24 protein-coding genes are annotated in these 25,633 nt (G+C 69.6%); 9 read left to right on the top strand and 15 right to left on the bottom strand.

What is annotated here, in order from left to right:
• Window positions 1-7 precede the first annotated feature (7 nt).
• From AC5W7N_RS02790 to ftsH, 6 genes are all read right to left on the bottom strand, one after another.
• On the bottom strand, window positions 8-478 hold the full coding sequence (locus tag AC5W7N_RS02790; RefSeq protein WP_163813710.1) for a DUF3180 domain-containing protein: 471 nt from the start codon (window positions 476-478) through the stop codon (window positions 8-10).
• Window positions 475-1,014: a 2-amino-4-hydroxy-6-hydroxymethyldihydropteridine diphosphokinase gene (folK, locus tag AC5W7N_RS02795; RefSeq protein ID WP_195020506.1), complete on the bottom strand. Its 540-nt coding sequence runs from the start codon at window positions 1,012-1,014 to the stop codon at window positions 475-477. Before folK ends, AC5W7N_RS02790 begins: the two co-directional genes overlap by 4 nt.
• Window positions 1,011-1,418 (bottom strand): dihydroneopterin aldolase, encoded by a 408-nt coding sequence (gene folB / locus AC5W7N_RS02800; protein ID WP_195020505.1) that lies wholly within the window; start codon window positions 1,416-1,418, stop codon window positions 1,011-1,013. The genes folK and folB overlap by 4 nt, the downstream gene beginning before the upstream one ends.
• Window positions 1,415-2,236: a dihydropteroate synthase gene (gene folP / locus AC5W7N_RS02805; RefSeq protein WP_194992575.1), complete on the bottom strand. Its 822-nt coding sequence runs from the start codon at window positions 2,234-2,236 to the stop codon at window positions 1,415-1,417. The genes folB and folP overlap by 4 nt, the downstream gene beginning before the upstream one ends.
• Before the next feature lie 53 nt (window positions 2,237-2,289).
• Window positions 2,290-2,934 (bottom strand): GTP cyclohydrolase I FolE, encoded by a 645-nt coding sequence (gene folE / locus AC5W7N_RS02810; RefSeq protein WP_280210473.1) that lies wholly within the window; start codon window positions 2,932-2,934, stop codon window positions 2,290-2,292.
• Window positions 2,935-3,045: 111 nt separating this feature from the next.
• On the bottom strand, window positions 3,046-5,430 hold the full coding sequence (ftsH, locus tag AC5W7N_RS02815; protein ID WP_195020504.1) for an ATP-dependent zinc metalloprotease FtsH: 2,385 nt from the start codon (window positions 5,428-5,430) through the stop codon (window positions 3,046-3,048).
• 290 nt (window positions 5,431-5,720) lie between these two features.
• Here ftsH and AC5W7N_RS02820 point away from each other — a divergent pair, with 290 nt between their 5' ends.
• Complete coding sequence (locus AC5W7N_RS02820; RefSeq protein ID WP_194992537.1) at window positions 5,721-6,665, top strand: hypothetical protein; 945 nt, start codon at window positions 5,721-5,723, stop codon at window positions 6,663-6,665.
• Between the two features lie 49 nt (window positions 6,666-6,714).
• Here the strand turns inward: AC5W7N_RS02820 and AC5W7N_RS02825 are convergent, their stop codons facing one another.
• The gene (locus AC5W7N_RS02825; protein ID WP_228807082.1) at window positions 6,715-7,506 is read right to left on the bottom strand and encodes a DUF1266 domain-containing protein; all 792 of its coding nucleotides are present in this window, start codon (window positions 7,504-7,506) and stop codon (window positions 6,715-6,717) included.
• A 144-nt stretch (window positions 7,507-7,650) separates the two neighbouring features.
• Between AC5W7N_RS02825 and AC5W7N_RS02830 the strand changes: the two genes are divergently transcribed.
• Window positions 7,651-7,911, top strand: a complete 261-nt coding sequence (locus AC5W7N_RS02830; protein ID WP_163813649.1) for a DUF2277 domain-containing protein — start codon at window positions 7,651-7,653, stop codon at window positions 7,909-7,911.
• 18 nt (window positions 7,912-7,929) lie between these two features.
• On the opposite strand, the gene AC5W7N_RS02835 is transcribed toward AC5W7N_RS02830, so the two are convergent.
• Entirely contained in the window at window positions 7,930-9,255 is a 1,326-nt protein-coding gene (locus tag AC5W7N_RS02835; RefSeq protein WP_195006914.1) for a PucR family transcriptional regulator, read from the bottom strand.
• Window positions 9,256-9,419: 164 nt separating this feature from the next.
• Here AC5W7N_RS02835 and AC5W7N_RS02840 point away from each other — a divergent pair, with 164 nt between their 5' ends.
• The 3 genes from AC5W7N_RS02840 to AC5W7N_RS02850 all read left to right on the top strand — a co-directional run bounded on the left by AC5W7N_RS02840 (window position 9,420) and on the right by AC5W7N_RS02850 (window position 13,168).
• On the top strand, window positions 9,420-11,024 hold the full coding sequence (locus AC5W7N_RS02840; protein ID WP_195006913.1) for an aldehyde dehydrogenase family protein: 1,605 nt from the start codon (window positions 9,420-9,422) through the stop codon (window positions 11,022-11,024).
• Complete coding sequence (locus tag AC5W7N_RS02845; protein WP_163813652.1) at window positions 11,025-11,858, top strand: SDR family oxidoreductase; 834 nt, start codon at window positions 11,025-11,027, stop codon at window positions 11,856-11,858. It abuts the gene before it with no gap.
• 425 nt (window positions 11,859-12,283) lie between these two features.
• Entirely contained in the window at window positions 12,284-13,168 is an 885-nt protein-coding gene (locus AC5W7N_RS02850; RefSeq protein ID WP_163813653.1) for a LysR family transcriptional regulator, read from the top strand.
• 15 nt (window positions 13,169-13,183) lie between these two features.
• Here AC5W7N_RS02850 and AC5W7N_RS02855 read toward each other — a convergent pair whose 3' ends face one another.
• Complete coding sequence (locus tag AC5W7N_RS02855) at window positions 13,184-14,587, bottom strand: amidase (protein WP_228806993.1); 1,404 nt, start codon at window positions 14,585-14,587, stop codon at window positions 13,184-13,186.
• A gap of 226 nt (window positions 14,588-14,813) precedes the next feature.
• On the opposite strand from AC5W7N_RS02855, the gene AC5W7N_RS02860 reads away from it, so the two are divergent.
• Window positions 14,814-16,862 carry a serine/threonine-protein kinase gene (locus AC5W7N_RS02860; RefSeq protein ID WP_194992263.1) on the top strand — a complete coding sequence of 683 codons (2,049 nt, stop codon included), beginning with the start codon at window positions 14,814-14,816 and terminating at the stop codon, window positions 16,860-16,862.
• A 1-nt stretch (window position 16,863) separates the two neighbouring features.
• Here AC5W7N_RS02860 and hpt read toward each other — a convergent pair whose 3' ends face one another.
• From hpt to AC5W7N_RS02880, 4 genes are all read right to left on the bottom strand, one after another.
• Window positions 16,864-17,424: a hypoxanthine phosphoribosyltransferase gene (gene hpt, locus AC5W7N_RS02865; RefSeq protein ID WP_194992262.1), complete on the bottom strand. Its 561-nt coding sequence runs from the start codon at window positions 17,422-17,424 to the stop codon at window positions 16,864-16,866.
• Window positions 17,425-17,527: 103 nt separating this feature from the next.
• Window positions 17,528-18,544 (bottom strand): tRNA lysidine(34) synthetase TilS, encoded by a 1,017-nt coding sequence (tilS, locus tag AC5W7N_RS02870; protein WP_324197410.1) that lies wholly within the window; start codon window positions 18,542-18,544, stop codon window positions 17,528-17,530.
• A 134-nt stretch (window positions 18,545-18,678) separates the two neighbouring features.
• Window positions 18,679-19,803 (bottom strand): zinc-dependent metalloprotease, encoded by a 1,125-nt coding sequence (locus tag AC5W7N_RS02875; protein ID WP_228815228.1) that lies wholly within the window; start codon window positions 19,801-19,803, stop codon window positions 18,679-18,681.
• A 14-nt stretch (window positions 19,804-19,817) separates the two neighbouring features.
• Window positions 19,818-21,281, bottom strand: coding sequence for a D-alanyl-D-alanine carboxypeptidase/D-alanyl-D-alanine-endopeptidase (locus AC5W7N_RS02880; RefSeq protein ID WP_228815933.1), 1,464 nt, complete (start codon window positions 21,279-21,281; stop codon window positions 19,818-19,820).
• 199 nt (window positions 21,282-21,480) lie between these two features.
• On the opposite strand from AC5W7N_RS02880, the gene AC5W7N_RS02885 reads away from it, so the two are divergent.
• Window positions 21,481-21,972 carry an inorganic diphosphatase gene (locus tag AC5W7N_RS02885; protein WP_014348688.1) on the top strand — a complete coding sequence of 164 codons (492 nt, stop codon included), beginning with the start codon at window positions 21,481-21,483 and terminating at the stop codon, window positions 21,970-21,972.
• A 149-nt stretch (window positions 21,973-22,121) separates the two neighbouring features.
• On the opposite strand, the gene AC5W7N_RS02890 is transcribed toward AC5W7N_RS02885, so the two are convergent.
• Entirely contained in the window at window positions 22,122-22,943 is an 822-nt protein-coding gene (locus AC5W7N_RS02890) for a crotonase/enoyl-CoA hydratase family protein (RefSeq protein WP_195020502.1), read from the bottom strand.
• Between the two features lie 102 nt (window positions 22,944-23,045).
• On the opposite strand from AC5W7N_RS02890, the gene AC5W7N_RS02895 reads away from it, so the two are divergent.
• A complete protein-coding gene (locus AC5W7N_RS02895; RefSeq protein ID WP_163813658.1) occupies window positions 23,046-23,519 on the top strand; it encodes a YbaK/EbsC family protein in 474 nt (157 codons plus the stop codon).
• A 126-nt stretch (window positions 23,520-23,645) separates the two neighbouring features.
• Window positions 23,646-24,116: a flavin reductase family protein gene (locus tag AC5W7N_RS02900; RefSeq protein ID WP_228807083.1), complete on the top strand. Its 471-nt coding sequence runs from the start codon at window positions 23,646-23,648 to the stop codon at window positions 24,114-24,116.
• 188 nt (window positions 24,117-24,304) lie between these two features.
• On the opposite strand, the gene AC5W7N_RS02905 is transcribed toward AC5W7N_RS02900, so the two are convergent.
• Window positions 24,305-25,624, bottom strand: a complete 1,320-nt coding sequence (locus AC5W7N_RS02905; RefSeq protein ID WP_195020501.1) for an aminotransferase class V-fold PLP-dependent enzyme — start codon at window positions 25,622-25,624, stop codon at window positions 24,305-24,307.
• Between the last annotated feature and the right edge of the window lie 9 nt (window positions 25,625-25,633).

Raw genomic sequence — 25,633 nt, forward strand, 5'->3', positions numbered from 1 at the left:
ATGTTAGCTAGGTGGTAGCTGGATCGTCGGTCGGATCGTCGGGCGCGCGGCAGCAATATTCGAGCCACAGCGCCGCCGCCACCAACGCCGCCGCCGCACCGAGCCCGATCAACGCCCCCGGCACATCGGCGTCGGCCGCGCGCAGATCGCCGCGCTGCGGAAACACCCAGACGAGGAAGCCCAGCCACACCCCGGCCGCCAGCGAACCCACCTGCGCCGAAGCCTTGGCCAGCGCCACCGCCCGTGCCGCGGTGATCGGATGCAGTTGATGCGGCCCGTCACCGATGCGATGCTCGTTGACCCTGGCGCGGATGATGAACCCGAGCGCCACTTCGATCGCGGCCACCGGATACAACGAGGCTCCGGCGAAGCTGGAGATCGGCGGGAAGCTGCCGTAGGCGATGCGGGTGGCCGCCCAGGCCAGCGCCGCGGCGATCAGCAGGTTCGCGGTGAGATCAAGGGCGCGCGTGGGTTTCAGCTGCTGCACTGGCCTGCTCCCCCGCGCGTCAAGGTCAGGTCGGTGCGGTGCACGCCGTCACGTTCGGCGGCCTCGAGCCCGGCCAGCAGATCGCGCACCCGGCACATCCGGCCGTCCACGTCGAGTTCGGCGTCCGGCTCCACCGCGAGCCACGGCACCAGCACGAACGCCCGGCGGTGAGCCTGCGGATGCGGCAGCGTGAGCTCGGGATCGTCGCTGCGACAGGGGCGCCCGGCTTCGGCGCACCACACCACGTCGACGTCCAGCGTCCGCGCACCCCACCGGATTTCGCGCACGCGATCGGCCGCCTGCTCCAATTCCTGCCCGCGGCGCAACCAATCGACGCAGCCGAAGGCCGGATCCTCCACCACCACAACGGCATTGAGGTAATCGTCTTGTTCGACCCCGCCCCACGGCGCGGTCGAATACACCGGTGACACCGCGACCACCCGGGGACCGAGCCCGTCGATCACGCTGCGCAGATAGCCGAGCCGGTCACCGAGATTGGAACCGATGGACAGAACCGCGCGACTCATCCGGCCGCCCTTTCCCGGCTGGTGACCACCCGGACGTCGGCGAAGGCGTGCGGGATCGGCGCGGACGGTTTGTGCACGACCACTTCGACCGCGTCGATCCGCGGATCGCCCGCCATCACCGCATCGGCGATCTCGGCGACCACGGTCTCGATCAGATCGCGTGGCGGGCCGGCGACGATGCTCACCGCCAGATCGGCCAGCGCGCCGTAGTCGACGGTGTCGACCAGATCATCGGAGGCCGCGGCGGCGGTGAAATCGACCCATACCGTCAGGTCGACCACGAACTCCTGGCCGTCGCGTTTCTCATGGTCGAACACGCCGTGATGGCCGAAGACGCGCAGCCCGCGCAGCTCGATGCGATCACGCGCACGCCGCGACGGCGCCCCGCCTGCGGGCTCGTTCACCGCACCACTCCCGTCGCGGCCGCCGCGCGCTGCCAGGCATCGGTGACCGCGATGGCGTCGAGGGAGGCGCGCACATCGTGCACCCGCACACCCCAGGCGCCGTGCAGGGCGGCCAGCGCCGAGATGGTGGCCGTCGCGGTCTCGCGGCCGTCGGGCGGGCGCGGGCCGGACTCGTCGGCGAGCAGCGAGCCCAGAAAACGCTTACGCGAGGCGCCGATCAGCACGGGGAATCCATCGGCCACGAACTGCGGCAGCGCACCGAGCAGGGCCCAATTGTGTGCGGCGTTCTTGGCGAAACCGAGGCCGGGATCCAGGATCAGCCGGGCGGGATCCACCCCGGCGGCAACGGCGCGGCGCACCTGGGTGTCCAGTTCGGCGCGCACCTCGGCGACCACGTCGTCGTAGTGGTCGGCGGGACCGGTGTGCCGGTAGTCGGCGTCGGCCCGCCAATGCATGAGGATCCACGGAACATCCGCACCCGCCACGACCTTCACCATGTCGGCGTCGGCGCGGCCACCGGAGACATCGTTGACCACCGAGGCCCCCGCCGCGATGGCCGCCTCGGCGACCCGGGCACGCATGGTGTCGACGCTGACCGGCACACCGGCGGCGACGAGGCCGCGGATCACCGGGACCACCCGCCCCGATTCCGTTTCGGCGTCGACCCGGATCGCACCCGGCCTGGTCGACTCGCCACCGACGTCGATGATGTCGGCGCCGGCTTCGAACAGTTCGATACCGTGCCGCACGGCCAGTTCGGGATCGAGGTAGCGGCCGCCGTCGGAGAACGAATCGGCGGTCACGTTCACCACGCCCATCACCACGCAGGAACGTCCGGCGCGCGGCCGGACCCCTGGCTGCGGTGCGTGGCTCACTTGCGCAGAATCAGATCGAGCGCCTCGGCGCGCGAGGCGGCGTTGGTCTGCAACAGCCCGCGCACCGCCGACGTGGTGGTGCTCGCGCCCGGTTTGCGGATGCCGCGCATGGCCATGCACAGATGCTCGGCCTCCACCACCACGATCGCACCGCGCGGATCCAGCTTGCGCATGACGGCGTCGGCGATCTGGCTGGTCAGCCGCTCCTGCACCTGCGGACGCTTGGCGTACAGGTCGACCAGCCGGGCCAGCTTGGACAGGCCGGTCACCCGTCCGTGCGTGCCGGGGATGTAGCCGACGTGCGCCACACCGTGGAACGACACCAGGTGGTGTTCGCAGGTGGAGTACAGCGGAATGTCGCGCACCAGCACCAGCTCCTGGTGCTCCTCGTCGAAGGTCGTATTGAGCACGGCGTCCGGCTCGAGGTAGAGCCCGGCGAACATCTCCCGGTACGCCCTGGCCACGCGGGCCGGGGTGTCGATCAGGCCGGGCCGGTCCGGGTCCTCGCCGACGGCGATCAGCAGCTCCCGGATCGCGGCCTCGGCGCGCGGCTGATCGAAGGGCTTGCCCGTGTGCAGCGCGATGAGCTCGGAATCGCTCAATTCCGGGCCCGGGTCATCGAGCACCGGCCGAGCGGACACGGTGGGAGCTTGGCCGTTGCTGTGATCGTTGGCCGACAATCGAGGACACCTCCAAATCTCAGGGTGCGGGCGCAGCGCCCGGCCCCGAGGATCGAGCGTAATCGGCGCTGGTCAACCCCTGCCGTTCGGTCCGTCCCAGTCCCGATTGCCGCCCTCGGGACCGGGGTTGTCGGGGTACGCGCCCCGATCGTCGTAACCGCCGCGGTCGTCGTAACCGCGTTCGGGCTGGTAGCCGTGCCTGGGCCGGCCCTCGCCGGGCTCGGGCCAGGCACCGAAACCAGGGTCGCCGGACTGCTCCTGCGGCTCGTCACGCGGTGGCCAGCCGGGCGCCGACCAGCCGGCGGGAGCGCCGTAATCGGGACGCGAACCATGCGTGGGGCCGGGGCGCTGATAGCCGGGGTGCTGCGGCATCGGATAGCCGGCCGGCGGCTGGGCCGGGCGGCCGTGCTGCGGTTGCGGCTGGTAGCCGCCCGCGGGCGGGTACCCGTTGGCCGGCGCGGGCTCGCGGGCAGCGGTCGCCGCGGCGGGCAGCGACGGCGCCACCGGCTCCGGCGGCCACGGCTCGCCGCGCTCGGCGGCCAGCTCGCCCGGGGTCTTGACCGGCGGCTTGTCCGAGGGCACGCGATCGCCGAAATCGTTGAACGCGGTGATCCGCGGCCGCTTCTCGACCGCGGCGAGGATCTGCTCGAGATCCTTGCGGTGCAGCGTCTCGCGTTCGAGCAGCGCGGTGGCCAGATCGTCGAGGACATCGCGGTAATCGTTGAGGATCGACCACGCCTCGGTGTGCGCGGCCTCGATCAGGTTGCGCACCTCCTCGTCGATGGCGCCCGCGACCTCGTGCGAGTAATCCGAGGCCTGGCCCATCGAGCGGCCGAGGAACGGATCGCCCGCCTCCTGGCCGTAGCGCACCGCGCCGAGGCGCGCGCTCATGCCGTATTCGGTGACCATCGCGCGGGCGATCTTGGTGGCCTGATCGATATCGGAGGACGCGCCCGTGGTCGGCTCGTGGAACACCAGCTCCTCGGCCGCACGGCCGCCCATCGCCATCACCAGGCGGGCGATCATCTCCGAGCGGGTCATCAGGCCCTTGTCGTCCTCCGGCACCGTCATCGCGTGACCGCCGGTGCGGCCGCGGGCCAGGATGGTGACCTTGTAGACCGGCTCGATATCGGGCATCGCCCAGGCCGCGAGGGTATGGCCGCCCTCGTGGTAGGCGGTGATCTTCTTCTCGTGCTCGCTGATGATGCGGCTCTTGCGGCGCGGACCGCCGATCACCCGGTCGACCGATTCCTCGAGCGATTCACCGGTGATCATCGAGCCGTTCTCGCGGGCGGTGAGCAGCGCAGCCTCGTTGATGACGTTGGCCAGATCGGCGCCGGACATACCGACGGTGCGCTTGGCCAGCCCGTCCAGATCGGCGTCCGGGGAGATCGGCTTGCCCTGCGAATGCACCCGCAGGATGGCGCGACGGCCGGCCAGGTCGGGGTTGCCGACCGGGATCTGGCGGTCGAAGCGGCCCGGGCGCAGCAGCGCCGGGTCGAGGATGTCGGGCCGGTTGGTGGCCGCGATCAGGATGATGCCGGTGCGATCGCCGAAGCCGTCCATCTCGACCAGCAGCTGGTTGAGGGTCTGCTCGCGTTCGTCGTGGCCACCGCCGAGGCCCGCGCCGCGCTGACGGCCGACCGCGTCGATCTCGTCGACGAAGATGATGCACGGGCTGTTCTGCTTGGCCTGTTCGAACAGGTCACGCACGCGGGAGGCGCCGACACCGACGAACATCTCGACGAAGTCGGAACCGGAGATGGTGAAGAACGGCACCCCGGCCTCGCCCGCGACCGCGCGCGCCAGCAGCGTCTTACCGGTGCCGGGCGGGCCGTAGAGCAGCACGCCCTTGGGGATCTTCGCGCCGAGCGCCTGGTAGCGCACCGGGTTCTGCAGGAAGTCTTTGATCTCGTAGAGCTCTTCGACGGCCTCGTCGGCGCCGGCCACATCGGCGAAGGTGGTCTTCGGCATGTCCTTGGACAGCTGTTTGGCCTTCGATTTCCCGAAGCCCATCATGCCGCCGCGACCACCGCCCTGCATCCGCGACATCACGAAGATGAACAGGCCGAGCAGGATGATCATCGGCAGCACGAACAGCAGGATCTGGGTGAGCCAGCTGTCCTGTTTGACCACCGTGTTGTACGGGGCGCCGGACTTCTGCACCGCGTCGAAGATCTGCGCGGCGGTCTGGCTGCCACCCGGGTACTTGGCGATGATCTTGGTCTCGCCGCTGGTGGCCTCGTTGCCGTTGTTCAGCTCGATCCGCAGCTGCTGCTCACGGTCGTCGATCTGAACGTTCTTGACGTTGCCCTGTTCCTGGAGCTGGCTCAACGCCACCGAGGTGTCGACGTTCTTCCAGCCGCGCGTGTCGTTGCCGAAATAGCTGAACAGATAGATCACGAGCAGAATGCCCGAGACTATCGCCAGGGTGCGAAACACAGTCTTGCGGTTCATAGAGCGTCGGCCGGGCGGCCAGTCCTTTCCGGTGTCTCCGGTTTTTGCCTAGCGATGCGAACGGATGCGGACATGCCACGTTACCGCGTACGGTCTATCCGATACATCGCGCAGTTCGGCCGGTGATGGGAGTTCAACAGGTAAACGGCCGGACAACGCCCGTGGTTCCCGATCTCTCCGGCCTGGTTTGTGCCGAGTGGTCACAATCATGGCATGTTCGGCCTATCGTGAGCGACGGCACAGTGCGGTGCCCCGCCGAGAGCACCCCAACCACATTGAGCGCAGGGGGTATGGACATAGTCGAGCTACGGACACCCACAGCGATAGTGCGCCACGGCCGGGGGCGGCTGATCGTCCTACGACCCGGCACCGACGGCGAGCGCGTGCTCGACGTCCCGGTGACCGACCTGCTCAAGGTCCGCCTGAACCGGCGCGCCGACGACGCGGTCGTCATCGAGATCTACCTCCGGTATCCCACCCCCGTCCTCACCGGTGTGCCCGCGGACCGCACGCCGCTGCCGGTGTTGATCGCCGAGCACGACGTGCCCGCCGCGGTCGAGATCGTCGACCGGATCAACGATCAGATCCTGGATTTCCAGCGCATCGATGTCGCGGCGCCGGATCTGACCCCGCCGGCTCCGGAATGGAATTCCGGCGGCCCCGTCCGCGCCGATGTGGAGCGCGCGGTGCGCCGGATGGCGCCGCGCAAGGAAGCGAAATCCGCGATCAACGCCCTGCACCGGCTGGCCTCGGCCGAGGAATACGTGCTGGAAACGGCGCTGGCCGTCGCCCATCCCCCGGCCGGGCACGGTCAGGGGCTACTGGCCGCCACCACCCAGCGATTGCTGTTCATCTCCCTCGGCAACGGCGAGCGGTACGCCCACGAACTGGCCATCGCCGCCATCATGTGGGCGCGCAGCACCGACGGCACGGCGAGCGCGCCGGGCGAGATCGGTACCCTGCGCACCGATACCGGCATCGACGTGCACGACGGCAATCAGACGCTGCATTTCACCGGGCTCGATCGGGCCGACACCCAACGCGTCACCTGCGCGGTGAACTTCGCGATCCGGCTGGAATCGGCCGACGGCGTGGCCGGGCCCGCCGATCCCGGCACCGCCCAGTTGTACGCGGAGTGGGAGCTGCTGGTGGAGCGGCATTCGCTCGGCATGGTCGACGACACACAATTCCAGCGGTACGGGCGGGGCATCCTGCGGTCGCTGCCCGGGGTGTAGCCGGAGGATCGCACGCGGGCCCGAATGCGATCGGGCCCGCGGCGATGCCTCAGTTCAGGCCGATGCGCCGCCACGGGCTCGTCGGCCGGGTCCACAGGCGCAGCAGCTCCATCCTGCGGTCGACGCCGCCGTCCTTGAGCACGGCCAGATCCTCGGTGGCCTGCCAGTAGGTCCAGCCGGTCAGGTAGGCATCGCCGAATTGCCGCCAGTTGCGGTAGCGCCGCCGCGCCAGCGGCAGGGCCCGCGCCAGGTAGCTCCACGCGATGTCGGCGTCCAGATAGCCCGCGGTGAACGCCATCCGCGCGACCGCGACCACCCGCGCCAGATCCCAGGCGTAGATATCGCCGGGCAGCGGGCGCGAAAGATGCTCGGTGAAACCGATCTTGATGGCCTGGGACCAGATGTCGTAATCGCGGACCAGCGCCTCCGGATTGTCCATCCCCCGAAACGATCCGACCTGGCGCAGGAAGGCGCGGTGCCGGTCGGCGCGCTCCCCGAAACGGTCGCGTTCACTGGCATTGATGGATGCCATCACCAGTGGATGCACCAGCGCGTACAGCGGCGCATGCATGCCGTCGAGCAGCTGTTCCATCGATGCGCGCGCCTCGGTGCCGTCGGTGATGCCCCAGGCGCCGGTGAGGGTGTCGATGGCCAGTTCGCGGCGATCGCCGAGTGGGTGCTCGCGCTCGGGGCCGAGCAGCAGCTCGTCGTGGAAGGCGTCCCAGCGGGCGGAATAGAACGCACCGAGAGCCAGCGCGCGCAGTTGATCGTCGGTTATCTGCGCACCGGACCAGTGGTCGTCCTCGCGCTGATCGAGCTCCTCGTACGGGAATGTTGTCAACGTAGGTAGACCGCGGGCAGGCATAGGGCGAGTCTAGGTGCCCGGGACCTCTCGGTGGCCGGTTCACCGAGCGCGTTCAAAGGTTTTTCACATCTTCGAATTCTTGGCCTGCCGAGCGCGGCGCCGGAGGGCTAATGTGCATTCATGTGTAGAAACATCACCGTCTTGCGTGGTCTGGAGCCTGCCGCTACCGAGCAGGAAATCTATGCCGCCGCATTGCAATACGTGCGCAAGGTCGGTGGCTTGACCGGCCTGAGCTCCACCACCAAACCGGCGGTCGACAAGGCCGTCGCCGCGATCGCCGCCGCGACCACCCAATTACTCGCCGAACTACCCGACCGCCGGGTGCCGCCGAGCACCGAACCGCCGCTGCGCCGCATCGCCGCCCGCGAAGCCCAGGCGTAGTGGTTCAGGCGTAGTGGCTCAGGCGTTGTCGCCGGGTAGTACGTCCTGACCGTAGGCGGCGACGCAGGCGAGGGCGGTCTGCAACGGCAGCGCGCGCTCGTCGATGCGATGGCCGAGTAGTTCCTCGATCCGCTGGATCCGATAGCGGACGGTGTTCTTGTGTACACCGAGTAGTTTCGCCGCGGCCTCCGGGCTGTGCTGGCTGCGCAGGTACGCGCGCAGCGTCTCGCGCAACCGGGCCGAGCCCGCGTCGCGGCGGGCCAGCGCCCGCAACTCGCGCGCGATCAGCGCGCGCATGGCCGTCTCGTCGACGCCGGCCAGATACGCGATCTCCACCTCGCGGTAGGCCGTGATCCTCGGCCCGTTCGCCGGGCCGCGTTCGGCGACGTGGCGGGCCGCCATCGCCTCTTCATGGCTGCGCCGGAATCCGGCCACTCGCTCGCCCGGGACCCCGAGCGCGATCCGCACCGGCGCCTCGACCAGGTGCGCGAGCCCGTCCACTTCCGTGATCCGGTCCGGCGCACCGTCCAGCCCGATCCAGGCCCACATGCCGCTCGCGCCCGAGGCGACAGTGAGCACGCGGTTGCTGCCGAGCTCGGCGGCCAGCCTGGCACAGACCCGATCGAGCACACCGCTCATCTCGCTGTCGGCGCCGGCTTCGGCGGGCTCGTCGGCCCACAGCACCACACCGAGATGCTGCTGGTTGAGCCGGTAGCCGAGCCGGGTCGAGGCCTGCTCGAGATCGACGTCGTCGCCGGCCAGCAGGGCCCGCACGGTTTCGGTGCGGCGATTGAGGGCAGCGCGCAGGACGCGTTCGCGCTCCTCGAGATAGGTCTCGGTCAGCGTCTCCACCGATGCGCCCACCCATTGCGTGGCCCGCTCGAACATCCGCATCATCACCACGCGTTCGATCGGATAGGGCGTGCGCCGCTGGTCCAGCGCCTCGGTGAAGTAATCGAGCACCGCGGCCAGTCCCGCGTGGTAGGTGCGCAGCAGCATCTTCAGCTCGAATCCGCGGCGGGCGAGCGTTTTGGCGAAGGCGTGCGCCTCGTGCGGCAGCACCGGCTCGATCGTGTCGCTGGTGAGCCCGCTCAGCACCACCCTGGCATGGGCGCGGGTGCTGGCCGCGAGATCGCGGCGCATATCCCGGTCGGCGAGTTCGGGGATGCGGGCGACGATGGCGTTGTCGAGCCGGGCGACCACCTGATCCAGGGTTTCGCTGCGCAACGTCTCATAGACGAATTCGGCCAGCCAGTACCGGACCTGCTCATTGGTCGGAGCCGGACCACCGGCGGCGGGCTGTTCGAGCGGGACCGGGCCAGCGGGCGGAACCGGGTTCGTCATCGGCCTCCTCATGAACTTCGAGTTGTATCGAGAGCACAAAACCTTCTCGCCTCGGTTGACAAACGAAGCCAAGAATGTCGGCGTCGATTGTGCCACGATCATAGTTCGTGAGCTGCTTCACAGCAGCTGAGCACAGCCAGAGCCACGACGTAGTGGGAGAGACCGTGACCGACACCGAATCCGCCCGACCGACGAAACGAACGACGACGCGCAAGAAACCGGCCGCGCCCGGCGTGATCGAGGTGCGCAATCCGGCCACCGGCGAGGTCGTCGGCACAGTGCCCGAGGTCTCGGCCGACGATGTCGCCGCCAAGGTCCGTGAGCTGCGCCTGTACCAGCCGGAGTGGGAGGCCATCGGCCCCGAGGGCCGCAAGGAATGGTTGCTGAAGCTGCAGGACTGGCTCATCGACAACACCGAGCACCTGGCCGACGTACTGCAATCGGAGACCGGCAAGCCGCGGGTGGACGCGCTCATCGACCCGGCCTTCTCGGTCGATCTGACCGGCTACTACGCCCGGCGCGCGGCGAAGTTCCTCGCCGATGAGAACCCGTCACCGCACAGCCCGCTGGCGCGCACCAAGAAGCTGACGGTCGCGTTCAAGCCGTATCCGGTGGTCGGCGTGATCACGCCGTGGAACTTCCCGCTGGCCATGCCGGTGGTCGATGTCATCCCCGCGCTCGCCGCCGGCGCCGCGGTGATCCTCAAGCCCTCCGAGGTGACCCCGCTTTCGGCGATCGAGCTGGCGCGCGGCTGGGCCGAGATCGGCGCGCCGCCGGTCTTCGCGGTGGTGACCGGTGCCGGTGCGACGGGCGCCGCGGTGGGGGACAACGCCGACTACATCCAGTTCACCGGTTCCACGGCCACCGGCCGCAAGATCGCCGCGGCCTGCGTCGAGCGGCTGATCCCCTACAGCCTCGAACTCGGCGGGAAGGATCCGGCCATCGTGCTGGCCGACGCCGATATCGATCGGGCCGCGCACGGCATCGCCTTCGGCGGCATGTTCAACGCGGGCCAGGTGTGCATCTCGGTGGAGCGGGTCTACGTCGAGGCGCCGGTCTACGACGAATTCGTCGCCAAACTCACCGCCAATGTCGCCGCGCTGCGCCAGGGCATCGATGGCCGCACGCCGAATCACGACGTGGGCGCGCTGGCCAACGAGAACCAGGTGAACATCGTGCAGCGGCATGTCGACGAGGCCGTCGCGGCCGGCGCGAAGGTGACCACGGGCGGCAAGCGCACCGGGGTCGGCACCTTCTTCGAGCCCACGGTGCTCGTCGACGTCGACCACTCGATGTCGTGCGTCGCCGAGGAGACCTTCGGCCCGACGCTGCCGGTCATGAAGGTGGCCGACGAAGCCGAAGCGATCCGGCTGGCCAACGACTCCATCTACGGCCTGTCCGCCTCGGTGTGGACCGGCGACAAAGATCGTGGTGAGCGGGTGGCGCGGCAACTGTCGGCGGGCGCGGTGAACATCAACGACGTCTTCTCCAACATGTTCAGCTTCGCGCTGCCGATGGGCGGCTGGGAGAAGTCGGGCGTCGGCGCACGCTGGGGCGGGCCGAACGGTGTGCGCAAATACTGCCGCGCGCAGGCGATCACCAAACCGATCCTGCCCACGCAGGAAAAGGAATTGATCTGGTTCCCCTATCAGGTACCCAAGATCCTGTTCGCGCTCGGCGCGATGCGGGCGGCGGGTGCGCGCGGTCTGCGCCGGCTCGATGTGCCGGCGCTGCTGCGACTCAAGGGCGATTCGAAGGGTGCGGAGTAAATGGCAGACGCGATGAAGATTCGCGGCAAGGTCGTCGTCATCACCGGCGGCGCGCGCGGCATCGGGCTGGCGACAGCGACGGCGTTGCAGGCGCTCGGGGCCAAGATCGCCATCGGCGACATCGATGAGGTGACGGTCAAGGAGTCGGGCAGCAGCCGCGACTTCGAGGTGTACGGCCGCTTGGACGTCACCGATCCGGCCTCGTTCGAGGCCTTCCTCGACGAGGTGGAGCGCACCCTCGGCCCGATCGATGTGCTGATCAACAACGCCGGCATCATGCCCACCGGCAAGTTCGCCGACGAGCCGGATCAGGTGACCCGCCGCATCCTCGACATCAACGTCTACGGCGTGATCCTCGGTTCGAAGCTGGCGCTGGCGCGGATGCTGCCGCGGCGCAGCGGGCACATCATCAATATCGCCTCGCTGGCCGGTGAGACCCACATTCCGGGACTGGCCACCTACAACGCCAGCAAGCACGCGGTGCTCGGATTCACCGATACGCTGCGCGAGGAGTACCGGGGCACGGGTGTCAGCTTCTCCTCGGTGCTGCCGACGTTGACCAAGACCGAACTCGGCTCCGGGGTCAGCACGCCGAAGATTCTGCGCCCGGCCGAGCCGGAGGAGATCGCCGATGCCATCGCGGAGCTGATCGCTGCGCCGAAGTCGAAGGTCAGGGTCACCGCCGTGGCCGGTGCGATCGCCCAGGTGGTCAATCTGCTGCCGGAATCCTGGGGCGATGGGCTGGCGCGGGCGCTGGGTTCCAACCGCGCCTTCCTCGATGACGTCGATACCGCGCAGCGCAAGGCCTACGAGGAACGCGCGCGCAACGTCTGAGCCGATTGTGGCGCGCGCTACGGCGCCGTGACCGTCCTCGTGACGGGCGCGGCGCCGTTTCGCGTTCTCAGCTGTGGGCGGATTTCGGCGCCCGGCAAACCTGATTGTGAGCAACATCACTGCATGTGCCCTGAGCGCCTCTCCTCGCCACGGGTCGCCGGAGCCGGAGACCCGATCAGGAACACTCGCGTACATGAAACAAGCTCTGACCTCGGCCACATCCGCCCTGGTCATCAGCCCAGGAAGACGACGCTCCAGCGTCCCGGGCCATGCATCCCGGGTACTCGCCGAATCCGATAGTGCGCAACACCATCACAGGCCATATGCTGTGACTAACAAACCTGTTGACCGTTTCGGGCCGAGATTCCGAACTTCCCGGTTTGATTAGGCTGGAAATCCGGCACCAATTCTGATAGCAATAGGCTATGGACCCGCATTTGCGCGACCTGCGGTATTTCGTCGCTGTCGCTGAGGAACTGCATTTCACCAACGCCGCACAGCGGCTGCACATCGCACAACCCACCCTCTCGCGCCAGATCCGCCAGCTGGAACGCCAGCTCGATGTGGTCCTGTTCGATCGCAATCAGCGCAGTGTGGCACTCACCGTCGCGGGCAAGGAACTGCTCGACGGCGCCCGCAAGATCCTCGAGCTCTGGGAAGTCACCAACTCCTCCCTGCAAGAGGCCGGCGAGGTGCTGCGCGTCGGCATCCAATCCACCCTCGGTCGCGGGCTGCTCAACGACCTGGAAAGCGCCAGCGGGCACCGGCTCGCCCTGCACGCCGCCTCCTGGACCGACCCGTCCAGCGGCTTGGCCGGCCGGCAGGCCGATCTGGCGCTGGTCTGGCTACCGCTACCGGATCCGAACCGGTACCGCTGGGAGGTGCTGCGCACCGAAGACCGCTGGGTGCTACTGCCGGAGAACCACCGGCTGGCCGATCAGGACACCATCGACTTCGCCGACCTGATGGACGAGCCGTTCGTGGCGCTGCCGCCCGAGGCGGGCGCGGTCCGCGATTTCTGGCTCGGCAACGACGGTCGCGGCGGGCGTCAGCCCAAGATCGGCGCCGAGGCCGCGACGCCCGAGGACAAGCTGGAGGCCGTCAGCCTCGGCCTCGGCGTATGCCTGCTCGCCGAGAACAACGTGCCGATGTACCGGTGGCCCGGTCTGACCGCCCGCCCCGTCACCGGGCTCGCCCCGTGCGAGCTGGCGGTGGCCTGGCGCGCCGACGACAACCGGCCGACCATCCTGGAATTCGCCGGCCGGGCCGCGCAGGGCGGGTTCGCCGGCAAACCCGCCCTTGCGGTCTGAACCACCGGGACCGAACTAGTCCTGCCCGGACGGCCGATCCGCGGCCGTCCGGGGCCACGGATGCTGCTGCTCCAGCTGAGCCGCCAGCCGCAGCAACGTCGACTCGCTGCCCGGCGGGCCCGCCAGCTGCGCCGCCACCGGCGTCCCGGACTCCGGATGCAGCCCCATCGGCACCGTCATCGCCGGCCACCCGACGAGATTCCACATCGGGGTGAACGGTGAATAGCGCGGGCTGTTGAGGAAATTGGTCAGCCAGCCCTTGGCATGCCAGGCCTTTGCCTGCGGCGGCGGCAGTGCCAGCGCCGGGGTGATCACCACGTCGAAGTTCTCGAAGAACTCGACCAACCTCGCCTCCACCCGTTCGACCTGCGCGGGCCGCACCAGGTTCAGCCGGACGATCAAGCGGCCGAGCGCCAGATGACGACGGGTGCGTTTCTGCAACAGCTGCGGCTGCGGCAGCTCGTCGGCCTCCGGGATCGCCAGCATCGGCCAGCGCAGCATCACCGCGGTCACCGCGTCGCCGTAGGGCAGTTTCACCGAGTCGACCGCGTGCCCGGCCGCGGCCGCCGCCGATCCGGCCGTGCGCGCGGCGGCGGTCCAATGCCGGTCCACCTTGATCAGCGGACTCGGCGCGTTGACGGCGAGCGCGACGCGCAACGGTGCCGCGGCGTCGACGTCGGCCAATTCCGGCCGCCCCGCCATCACCGACAGGGTGAGCGCCGCGTCGGCGACAGTCGTTGCCAGCACACCGTTTTCGGTCATCCCGGCCCACGAGTCCGGCCCGACCTCGGCCGGAACCACCCCGCGCCCCGGCTTGATCCCGACGACGCCGCAGCAGGCCGCCGGAATGCGCACCGAACCAAGACCGTCGTTGCCGTGCGCGACCGGAACCAGCCCGGCCGCCACCGCCGCCGCGGCCCCACCCGAGGATCCGCCGCAGGTGCGCTCGGGATTCCACGGGTTGCGGGTGATGCCGTCGGGACCGTCGGTCATGCCCCACAGGCTCAGTTCCGGCACCGTGGTCAGCCCGACGACCACCGCGCCCGCCTCCCGCAGCCGGGAGACCACGGGATGGTCGGCGGTGGCCGGAGCCGGATCGGTGGCAAGCGATCCGTCCAGCACGGTCTCGCCCGTCACCGCGACATTGTGTTTGATCGCCACCGGCACACCGGCCAGCGGCAGCGCGTCCAGATCACGCTGCTCCAGTTCGGCCGCCTCCGCGCGCGCCCGCTCCGCACGCACCACGTCGAAGGCGTATACCTCGGCATTGCCCTCGTCGATCCGGGTCAGCGCGGCGTCCACCTCCGCTGTCGGCGTCGTCGATCCCTCCCGCACCCGGGCCGCGGTCGTGACGACCGGGCCGGGTGGAGTGATCGTGTCATTGCCCGCATGCGAATTCGCGGGCTCGTGTGCCCCCATCGGTGCCCTCCTGCCGTGGCCTGCCCGTCGTCGGGCCCGGCCGCGCTCATCCAGCTCGTAGCCCGACGCGACGTTGCCGAAACCGGGTGAGACACCGTTCCGGTGGACGTATCATTTCCGATTACCGGTCGCCGTCGATGGCGTCGGGTGTGGCGGAGTTTATCGGCAACCCCGTCGGCCGACCAGTGCATGTTTTACGGCATCCACCCAGCAACCCCTCGGGATCATGAGCGCCGAACCGGAAACCACCCCCGACTCCCCTCCCCCAGCGGAATCCTTTGCGGGAGCAGCCTCGCCGGACGTCGACGGCGAGGCGACGACCCAGGCCGATCAGCCGACCCGCACCACGGCCGCGCCCTTCGACATGGCCACCCAGCTCGACGCCGGGCCCGGCAGTGGTTCGGGCACCGGCCCCGGCACCGACGAGGCGCTGGACCGGATCGAGGTCGGCACCAGCATCGGCGATTTCGATCTGCTCACCGGACTCGGCAGCGGCGCCTTCGCCCGCGTCTTCCTGGCCAGACAGCGTTCGCTGCAAAGGCTGGTGGCGGTGAAGGTCTCCGCCGACCACGGCACCGAACCGCAGACGCTGGCCCAGCTCGACCACGACTACATCGTGCGGGTATTCGACCAGCAACTGCTCGAATCCGGCCGGGCACGCGGCTCCCGTCGGCTGCGGTTTCTCTACATGCAGTTCCTGCCCGGCGGCACGCTGCTCGGGGCGCTGCGCTGGGTGCGCGCCACCCCGCCCGAGGAACGCAACGGCAGGCTGCTGCTGGACGCGGTGGACACCGCGATGGAGGAAAAAGGCGAGATCCGGCCCACCGATTCCAGCGTGCGTGCCGAGATCGCCACCCTGAGCTGGCCGGAAACCGTGGCCTGGCTGGGTAGGCGGCTGGCCGAGGCGCTGGACTACGCCGCCTCGCACGGGGTGCTGCACCGCGACGTCAAACCGGCCAATGTCCTGCTCACCGCCGAGGGCGTGCCCAAGCTCGCCGATTTCAACATCAGCTTCAGCCGCAATGTGGAGGGCACCAGCCCGGTGTCGTACTTCGGCGGCTCCCTGACATACATGTCGCCGGAGCAGCTGGAGGCCTGCCATCCCGGCCGCGTACGCGGTGCGGGCGACCTCGACACCCGCGCCGACATCTACTCCCTCGGCGTGCTGCTGTGGGAGCTGCTGACCGGCGCGAAACCCTTCGACGACACCACCGCGGGCGCGGACGACCAAGGCGACGACACCACCCTCGAAGCCATGCTGGAGCGGCGCAGCACCGGCGTCGACGAGTCCGCCCTGGAGCGGCTGCCACCGGATTGCCCCGCCGCGCTGCGCCGAGTCCTGCTCACCTGCCTCGATCCGGACCGGGACCGGCGCTGGCCCAATGGCGCGACGCTGGCCAGACAGTTCGACACCTGCCTCGATCCGAGGGCCCGCGAACTCGTCGACCCGGCCCCGGACAGCTGGCGGCTGCGGCTGCGGCCGTGGATGGTTCCGGTGCTGCTGCTCGCGCTCGGCGTGCCCAACGCGCTGGCCTCGCTGTACAACATCGAGCACAATCACCAGCTCATCGTCAGCAGGCTCTCGGAAGAGGCGCAGCGCAATTTCGTCATCATCACCGGCATCGTCAATTCGATACTTTTTCCGATGGGCATCGCGGTCGTGCTGTACCTGGCGCGGTATGTGCTGCGGGTGACGCGCGGGCTGCGCAAGGGCAAGCGCTACGACTCGGACACTCTGCGGCGCGCCAGACGCGACACGCTACGACTGGGCGATCAGGCCGTCGCCGTCGCGTTCACGCTGTGGGTGGTCGCCGGGTTCACCTTCCCCATCGCGTTGCGGCTGACCACCGACGATCTGCCCGCGCGCGGGGTGTGGCATTTCCTCGCCTCACAGGCGGTCTGCGGCGCCATCGCGGTCGCCTACCCGTTCTTCCTTGCCACCTTCTACCTGGTGCGTTGCGTCTATCCGATCTTCCTCCGGCACGGCGACGTCAGTTCCGAGGACGCGGGCTGGCTGCGCAACCTGGACAAACGCTGCAACGGCTACCTCGCGGTGGCCGCGTCGGTGCCGTTGCTCGCGGTGGCGGGGGTGACGTTCCTGCCGCCCACCGATATCGCGGAGGTGATCGTCGCGGTCCGGGTGCTGTGCGTGGGCGGCATCATCGCCTTCGTCGGCACCTACGTGGTGTTCCGCGCACTCGAAGCCGATCTGCGCGCCTTGGAGCGCGTGGTGTCACCGGGCGATCCGGTGACCAAACGCCTGGCGGCGGCCTAGCTCAGGATTCGCCGCCGTAGACCCTCGGATGCAGGGTGCCGATGTAGGGCAGGTCGCGGTAGCGCTCGGCGTAGTCGAGGCCGTAGCCGACGACGAATTCGTTCGGGATGTCGAAACCGACGTGTGCGACCTCGACCTGGGTGCGCAGCGCGTCGGGCTTGCGCAGCAGGGTGACCACCTCGAGTGAGGCCGGATTGCGGGTGGACAGGTTGCGCATCAGCCACGACAGGGTGAGACCGGAGTCGATGATGTCCTCGACGATCAGCACATTGCGCCCGGCGATGTCCTTGTCCAGGTCCTTCATGATGCGCACCACGCCGGAGGACGAGGTGGACGAACCGTAGGAGGACACGGCCATGAATTCCAGCTGGGTGGGGATCGGCAGCGCCTTGGCCAGATCGGTCATGAAGAAGATCGCGCCCTTGAGCACGCCGATCAGCAGCAGATCACCCTCGGGGGCGTCGGGCGGATAGCGCTTGGCGATCAGTTCGGCCAGTTCCCTGGTCTTGTCGGCAATCTGTTCCTCGGTGATCAGCACCGACGCGATGTCGTCCCCGTACACGTCCGCTGGTTCCCTTCCCTGCGTTGATCCGCGGTGCTCTTGCGGGCCGTCCGTGGTCACGCCGCACTTTCCGGCCGATCGACCGCTGTCGCCGCGGGGCCCGTCACTCGCGCTCGCCCGGGCGAACCCGATCGGTATGCGCGAGTGTCAGCCTGCCACGTTCACGCCCAGCAACCAACCTCGTGCCCGGTTCGCCGCCGCCGACCGCGACTGCGCCCTGTCCACGCCAGGCGGTGACCAGTTGATCGACCGCGTGTAAATGTTTGCCGGTCAGGGCTTTCGCGCCGCCGTCGAGCAGCCAGAACCGGATGGCTCTGCGGCGCAGGGCCGCGGGGGCAGTGGCGAGCGTCTCGCAGGACAAACTCACGTCATGAATGCCGGCCGGTTGCTCCCCCGCGTGGCTCGCCACCCGCAGCAGGTCGCGGGCCAGCTCGTCGAGCACCGCGTTGTCTTCGCGCAGCTGCTCGGCGGTGCGGCCCAGCGCCTCGGCGACGCCGCCGCCGAGTACCTCCTCCAGCAGCGGCAGCACCTCGCTACGCAGCCGGACCCGGGTGAATTCCGGCGAATCGTTGTGCGGGTCCGCATGCGGGGTGAGCCCGAGGTCGGCACAGCACTGGCGAGTGGAGGCGCGCCGCACACCGAGCAGGGGCCTGCCCCACGGCGGGGCGTACGGCGCCATCCCCTGGATGGACCGTGGGCCCGAACCGCGAGCCAGCCCGAGCAGCACGGTTTCGGCCTGATCGTCGAGGGTATGGCCGAGCAGCACCGGCAGGCCCTCGCGGGCGGCGTCCAGCGCCGCATAACGCGCCCGCCTGGCCGCCGCCTCCATTCCGCCCTCGCGGCCCACCTCGACCGGCAGGACGTGCGCGGATCGGCAGCCCAGCTGCAGCGCGGTGGCCGCGGCCGTGGCGGCGACCGCGGCCGATCCCGGTTGGAGCCGGTGGTCGACGATCAATGCGTCGACGGCGTCGGCCTCGGCCACCAGCGCCGCCGTCAGCGCGAGCGAATCCGGGCCGCCGGACAGCCCCACCGCGACCTCGCGGCCGACGTCGTATCGGGTCAGCCAGCCGCGCACCGCATGCCGGAGTTCGAGCACCGCGGACGTCTCGGGTAGGCGCACCGCACCGGCCCGCTCGTCGGATGCCGCTCGGCCCGGCTGCCGTGCCGCGACTCCGTCCGGCCGATCAGATACCGACTCGCCGGATCGAGCGCGCGACCCGCCGCCCGCACCGGCCCGCACGGGCTCGAACGCGCTCATCCCAGGACGCGGCTGATCCACCGTTGCGGGTCTTCGATCTCGTCCGGACGCGGCAGGGTCTCGGCGTCGGTCCAGACAGCATTGAAGCGTTGCATGCCGACGGCGTCGACGACGTGGTCGACGAAGGCCTTGCCACGCACGTACTGGGCCACCTTCGCGTCGACGCCGAGCAGCGCGCGCAGCAGCCGCTGCACCGGGTTGGTCGGGCGTTTGCGGCGCTGGTCGAAGGCGGCGCGGATCTGTTCGACGGTCGGGATGACCGAGGGGCCGACGGCGTCCATCACATGGTCGGCGTGGCCCTCGAGCAGGGTGCCGAGCATCAGCAGCCGGTCCAGTGCCTCGCGTTGCGGTGCGGGCTGGGTGGCGCGCAGCAGGCCGACCACACCGCGGGCGGCGGGATCCTCGGGTGTGCCGTTGCGGCGGCGGTCGCGCACCTCGGACAGCAGACGGGCGAGCATATCGGCCATCGGTTCGTCGCCGACGTCACCGAGGACGTCGACGTTGGCGCGCATGTAGTCGGCCAGCCAGGGCGCCGAGGAGAACTGCACCCGGTGGGTCACCTCGTGCAGGCACACCCAGAAGCGGAAATCGCTCGGCTGCACCCCGAGGGCGCGCTCCACCGACATGATGTTCGGCGCCACCAGCAGCAGGGTGCCGTCGCGGCCGGTGAACGGATCATATTGACCGAGGATCGCGGTGGACAGGAAGGCCAGCATGGCCCCGGCCTGCACGCCCGCCGGTTTCCCGGTGAATGCCCCGCGGCCCTCGCCGACCCCGGTGCCGGTGAGCTGGGCCATCGAATCGGCCGCCGCGCCGATCCAGCCCGGCCGGTCGACGATGCGCGCCTGCGGGACCGGTTCGTCGTCGAGCAGACCGGTCACCTGACGGACCGGTGCTTCGGCGCGCACCGAGGCGTCGGCGAGTTCGCTGACCACCTGTTCGGCGGAGTACCTGCTGGTCCGCGGCCCGGAAGGGACGAGCGCGGCGCCGGTGCGGGCCGCGATCCGCCAGTCGACGGCACCGGACAACCGGGTGCGCCCGCCGGCCTTGCCCGCCGTGTCGACGGCACCACCGCCCGATTCGACGGCACCGGAATCGCCGGGGCGTTGTTCGGTCGTCATAGGTCACCCACCCGTCAGGAGCATCCGCAATTACGCAGTGTGGCCGCGATGGCATCCAATGCGGGTCTGCTCACCTCCGGCGGCCGATCGCTCGACATCAACGCGAAGGTGAGGACTCGCCCATCACTGTCCAGCACATACCCGACCAACGTGCTGGCCACCGACAGAGTTCCGGTCTTGGCCCGGACCCAGCCCGCGCCATCCCGGTCCCGTACCACATAACGGCTGGTCAGCGAGCCGGTAGCGCCCGCAACGGGTAGATCATCGAGCAGCGGTGCGAGCTGCGCCGAGAGCGAGGGTTCGGTGCCGGAATCCCGGCCGGGGGACGCACCGGGACGCACCAGGCCGCCGGGCCGCAGGCCCGGGTTCGTGCTGGCCGGGGTGTTCGCCTGCTCGGTGATCTCGTCGTCGCGCGCGGCCGTCGCCAGGATCCGGTCCAGCACCTGCGCCGGGATGCGGTCGTCCACCGACAGGCCGCTGGTGTCGTGCATGCTGACGCCGGTCAGATCGAAGCCCGCCTGCTCGAGCGTCTCCTGGACCGCGGCGGCCGCACCGTCGAACGAGGCGGGCCGTCCGGTGGCCGTGGCGATTTCGCGGCCGATGGTTTCAGCGAGCACATTGTCCGAATGCACCATCATCGCGTGCAGCCGCTGCCCCAGCGGCGCCGAGGAGACGCTCGCGATCTGCTTCGAACCCGCGGGTGCGGTGCCGGGACGGACCCGTTCGGCGCTCACACCGAGTTCGGCCGCGAGCCGACGGCCGACATCGAGGCCGGGCGAATCGGAACGGGGCGCGTATTCGACCAGCGGGTCGAGCCGGCCGCCGTCGAGCATCAGCGGCTCGATCGGCGCGATGGAACCGCCCGGGATATCGATCGGATCCCAGCCGCGCGCCATCGCAGGCCCCGAGTACAGCAAGGTGTCGACCACGATGGAGTCGACCGGAATCTGTGCGGCCCGAATCTGGTCGACCAGGTCCGACAGCTTCGGCCCGCCCGGGTAGTAGCCCTTGCCGTCGGGCTGCGCGGTGAGCGTCGGATCACCGCCGCCGACCAGCACGATCTCCCCCGGCGCCGAGCCGGCGACCACGGTGGTGTGTACCCGCTGATCCTCGGGCAAGGTGAGCAACGCGGCCGCGGTGGTCAGGATCTTGGCGGTCGAGGACGGCACCATGGGCTTGGCCGCCTCGGCGCTCCACAGCACCGTGCCGGTGTCGGCATCGGTCACCGAACCGGCGAAACCGCCCAGATCCGGATTCGACACCACCGGGGCCAGCGCCGCGGCCAGGCCCGCCGCACTCGGCGCGGGCGCGTCGTCGGGGGCGGGCGCGACCGCGGGGAACGGCCGCACCGGCACCGGAGGCTCGGCGATGGTGAGCCCACCGTGCCGGAACTCCTCGCTCCACGGCTGCACGGTCACCGCGACGCCGGTGCCCACCGCGAGCAACACCACCAGCGTGGTGATCAGACCGATCCACATCCGGCGCCGTCGCCGCGAGGCAAGCCCGCCGATGTTCTTACCCACCACGTTGTCCGCCGTCTCCTCACGCCCGCCACATCCGCTTGGCCCACACTATCCTCGTTCGGCTACCGTTCCCCCGAACGACCTGGCGCGTCGGCGGCCCGTCGGCCCGCTGAACAGCCGCAGTACACCAGAGGCACCGGAAGAAGGAGTTGGCGTGGAGTTCGACGTCACCATCGAGATCCCCAAGGGTTCGCGCAACAAGTACGAGGTGGACCACGAGACCGGACGGGTCCGGCTCGATCGTTTCCTCTACACCTCCATGGTGTACCCCGCCGACTACGGCTACATCGAGAACACCCTCGGCGAGGACGGCGACCCGCTGGACGCGCTGGTCCTGCTGCCCGATTCGGTGTTCCCCGGCGTCATCGTCGAGGCCCGCCCGGTCGCCATGTACAAGATGACCGACGAGGCAGGCGGCGACGACAAGGTGCTGTGCGTGCCCGCCGGTGACCCGCGCTGGGACCACATCCAGGACCTGAAGGACGTCCCGGAGTTCGAGCTGGCCGCGATCAAGCACTTCTTCGAGCGCTACAAGGACCTCGAGCCCGGCAAGTACGTCAAGGGATCGGAGTGGGTCGGCCGCGCCGAGGCCGAAGCCGAGGTCGAGGCGTCCATCCAGCGCCTGAAGGACCAGGGCGGACACTGAGCGTCGCCGGGGCGGCCCGCTGAGACGTCGAGCGGTCGCACCATAGATCGACAGCGGCACATCACCGAGATAGCGCCCGACCAGGCGTCTCGGTGGTGTGCCGCTCGGCGTTCGGCAATGGAGACGGTCCCCTCACCCGGACTGCTCGCTCAGCGGCCCTTGAACTGCGGGGCGCGCTTCTCGAAGACGGCCTGAATCGCCTCGGTCAGATCCTCCGACGGCAGGAACGCCGCGTTCCACGCCGACACATAGCGCAGCCCTTCGGCCACCTCGGAGGCATTGCGCTGATACAGCACGTCCTTGGCGCCCTGCACCACCAGCGGCGGGTTGGCGGCGATCTCCCGCGCGGTGGCGTGCGCGGCCTCCAGGGTGGCCTGCTGATCGTCGAAGACGTCGTTGACCAGGCCGATCTTCTCCGCCCGCGCGGCGTCGATGTCCTTGCCGGTGTAGGCCAGTTCGCGCAGGTGACCTTCGCCGATGATGGCGGGCAGCCGGTGCAGCGAGCCGATATCGGCGACGATGGCGACCTTGGCCTCACGCAGGCTGAACTTGGCCTCGGCGCTGGCGTAGCGGATGTCGACGGCGGCGATCAGGTCCAGGCCACCGCCGATGCACCAGCCCGAGACCGCGGCGATGACGGGCTTGCGGCAGTCGGCCACCGCCGTCACCGCGGCCTGCATGCGGCGGATCTCGTGCAGGAAGTCGGTGCGCGGGGCGGCCAGCGCCTTGTCGGCGAGCAGCGGGCCGAAGGTGCCGCTCATCGCGGGCAGGTCCAGACCGTAGGAGAAGTGCTTGCCCGAACCGGTCAGCACGATCGCGCGGACCTCGGGGTCGGCGTCGAGGGCGGTGAAGATCTCGGGGAGCTCGCGCCAGAAGTCGGGGCCCATCGCATTGCCCTTACCGGGGCCGGTCAGGGTGACCTGCGCGACGTGGTCGCTGGTTTCGACGGTGAAAGCCTGCCAATCAGTCATCTGTACAGCGTATACACGGCGGTAACGGCGGCGATACCGTGTGGGATGGAACCCGTTATCGCGAACCCGGCAGCCGGAAGCGGTTAGCTCTACCCTGGATTCATGCGCAGGTCACTTCCTCCGGTCGCCTGCCGGGTCGCGGACACCCTGATCGCCCGGGGCCACCACGGCGTCATCGTCACCCACCCGGATCGGCCCACCGCCGCGGCCGACGCCGCCCGCGCCCTCGGCGTCGACATCGGCGCCATCACCCTGGCCCGGCTGTACCTGCTCGACGATGATCCGGTGCTGCTGCTGGTCTCCGGCGGCCACGACGTGGATCTCGCCCACACCGGCGAACGGCTGGAAGGCACCCTCACGCCCGCCCCCGACGAGCTCGTCCTCGAAGTGACCGGCCATCCCGTGGATGCCGTCGCCCCCGTCGGCCATCCGACCAACATTCCCACCTGGGTCGACACCGCCCTGTCCCACCACCGCGAACTGTGGGCGGCCGGCGGTCATCCGGATGCGGTGTTCCGCACGACCTTTCGGGAACTGGTACGCATCACCGCGGGCCTGCCGATCGACGTGGACTGAAACCCGTGTAGCGGCAGGCAGTAGTTTCGTCATGTGACCGACGCGCATGAACCGACCGCCGCGGAAGCCCGGCTGCGGGTGCCCGACGACCTGAGCGGCATCACCGCCGAGCAGTACCGCGCCTCGATGCGGCACTATCCGTCCGGGGTGACGGTGGTGACATTGTCGTCGCCGAACGGCCCGGTCGGGTTCACGGCGACCTCGTTCGCGTCGCTGTCGCTGGAACCGCCGCTGGTGTCGTTCAATATCGCGCACACCTCGTCGAGCCTGGCGGCGATGAGCGAGGCGGATTCGGTGGTGATCCATTTCCTCGGCGAACATCAGCGCCATATCGCGCAGCGGTTCGCGCGCAGCGCCGAGGAACGCTTCACCGACCGGTCGCTGTGGACCACGCTGGACACCGGCGAACCGGTCCTGCACGGTACGCCGATCTGGCTGCGCACAACCGTCGAGCAGCGCATTCCCATCGGCGATCACACCTTCATCGTCGGCCGGGTGACCCGCGTGCACGACGCCACCGAGGAGAAGCCGGCGGCCGCGCCGCTGCTGTATCACAACGGGCGCTACCACCGCCCCACCCCGCTGGACGAGGACTGATTCGGCGCGGTCACCTGCCCGGCCTGCTCTGACCGGCTGCTGGACCACGCACCGGCACCCAGCCGCTCCGCGCAGAGGGTGCCACGGAGTGACGGCAAGCGGCTGCGCCCCGGGGCCGATGCGATGGCGGCAGTGCTCGCACCGGGTCGTCCAGAATCCCGCAACACCTCGGTGGCCGGTGCCGGCGGTCAGCCGATGAGGCAGGGCGCCGCACCCGCATCCTCGGCGCCGGTGAACGACCTGGTTTCCGGGCTCGGATTCCACAGCCCGCTGGTGCAGGTGTAATCCCATGCGGGGCCGTCCTGCACGAGCGCGGCGACCGCCGAGACCAGCCGGTCCACGTCGGCGGAATCGGTGCCGAGGCCGATGCTCGCGCGCAGCGCGCCATCGAGCCCCAGCCTGGCCAGCAGCGGATGCGCGCAGAACCGGCCGTCGCGCACACCGATGCCGTGTTCGGCCGACAGATACGCAGCCACCTGGCCGGGTGCGAAACCGTCGAGTGTGAAGGCGACGATGCCGACGGTGTCGGGGCTGTCGGACCACAGGCGCAGCAGCCGCACACCCGGGATCGCGCACAAGCCCGCGCGCAGCCGCTCGGCGAGCCGCCGTTCGTGCGCGATCACCCGCTCGGCGTCGATCTCGGACAGTGCGTCGCAGGCAGCGGCCAGGGCCGCGACACCGAGCACATTCGGCGAACCGGCCTCGTGCCGTTGCGGCGCGGGTGCCCACTCGGTGCCGTCGACGCGCACCTCACGCACCGCACCACCGCCGGCCAGGTACGGCGGCGCCGCATCGAGCCAATCCCGCTTACCCACCAGCACCCCCGCGCCGAACGGCGCGTACAGCTTGTGACCGGAGAAAGCGAGATAATCGATGCCGCACTCGCGCAGGCTGATTCGCCGATGCGGTGCCAGCTGCGCGGCGTCGACCAGGATGCGGGCGCCGCACTGGTGGGCGATCTCGGCCAGCCGGGCCAGCGGCAGCACTTCCCCGGTCACATTGGAGGCACCGGTAACCGCCAGCAGCGCAGCCGGTTTCGCGCACAACTCGGCGACGAGCCGGCGAATCGTCTCCTCGACGGTATCGGCCGCGGCCACCACGCGCCGCCCACGCCGTTGCCAGGGCAGGAAATTGGCGTGGTGTTCGACATCGAGCACCACCGTGTCGCCGGGCACGCAGGCGGCGAGCAGGTTCAGCGAGTCGGTGGTGTTGCGGGTGAAGACCACCACCTGGTCGTCTGCCGCATCCAGGAACCGGGCCACCGAACCGCGGGCGGCCTCATAGCATTCGGTGGAGATCCGCGAGGCGTAGCCGGCGCCGCGGTGCACGCTGGCGTAGAGCGGCAGCAGCCGCTGCACCCGGTCGGCGACCTGAGCCAGCGCGGGCGCGCTCGCGGCATAGTCGAAATTGGCGTAAGTGCAGGTCCCGCCCTGTACGAGGGGTACCTGGAGGTCGTCTCCGGAGACCCTGGCGAGGGCGGCACAGGTCTGATCGAACACAGCGGTCATCACGTCATC

This window comes from Nocardia sp. CDC519 (assembly GCF_059509835.1).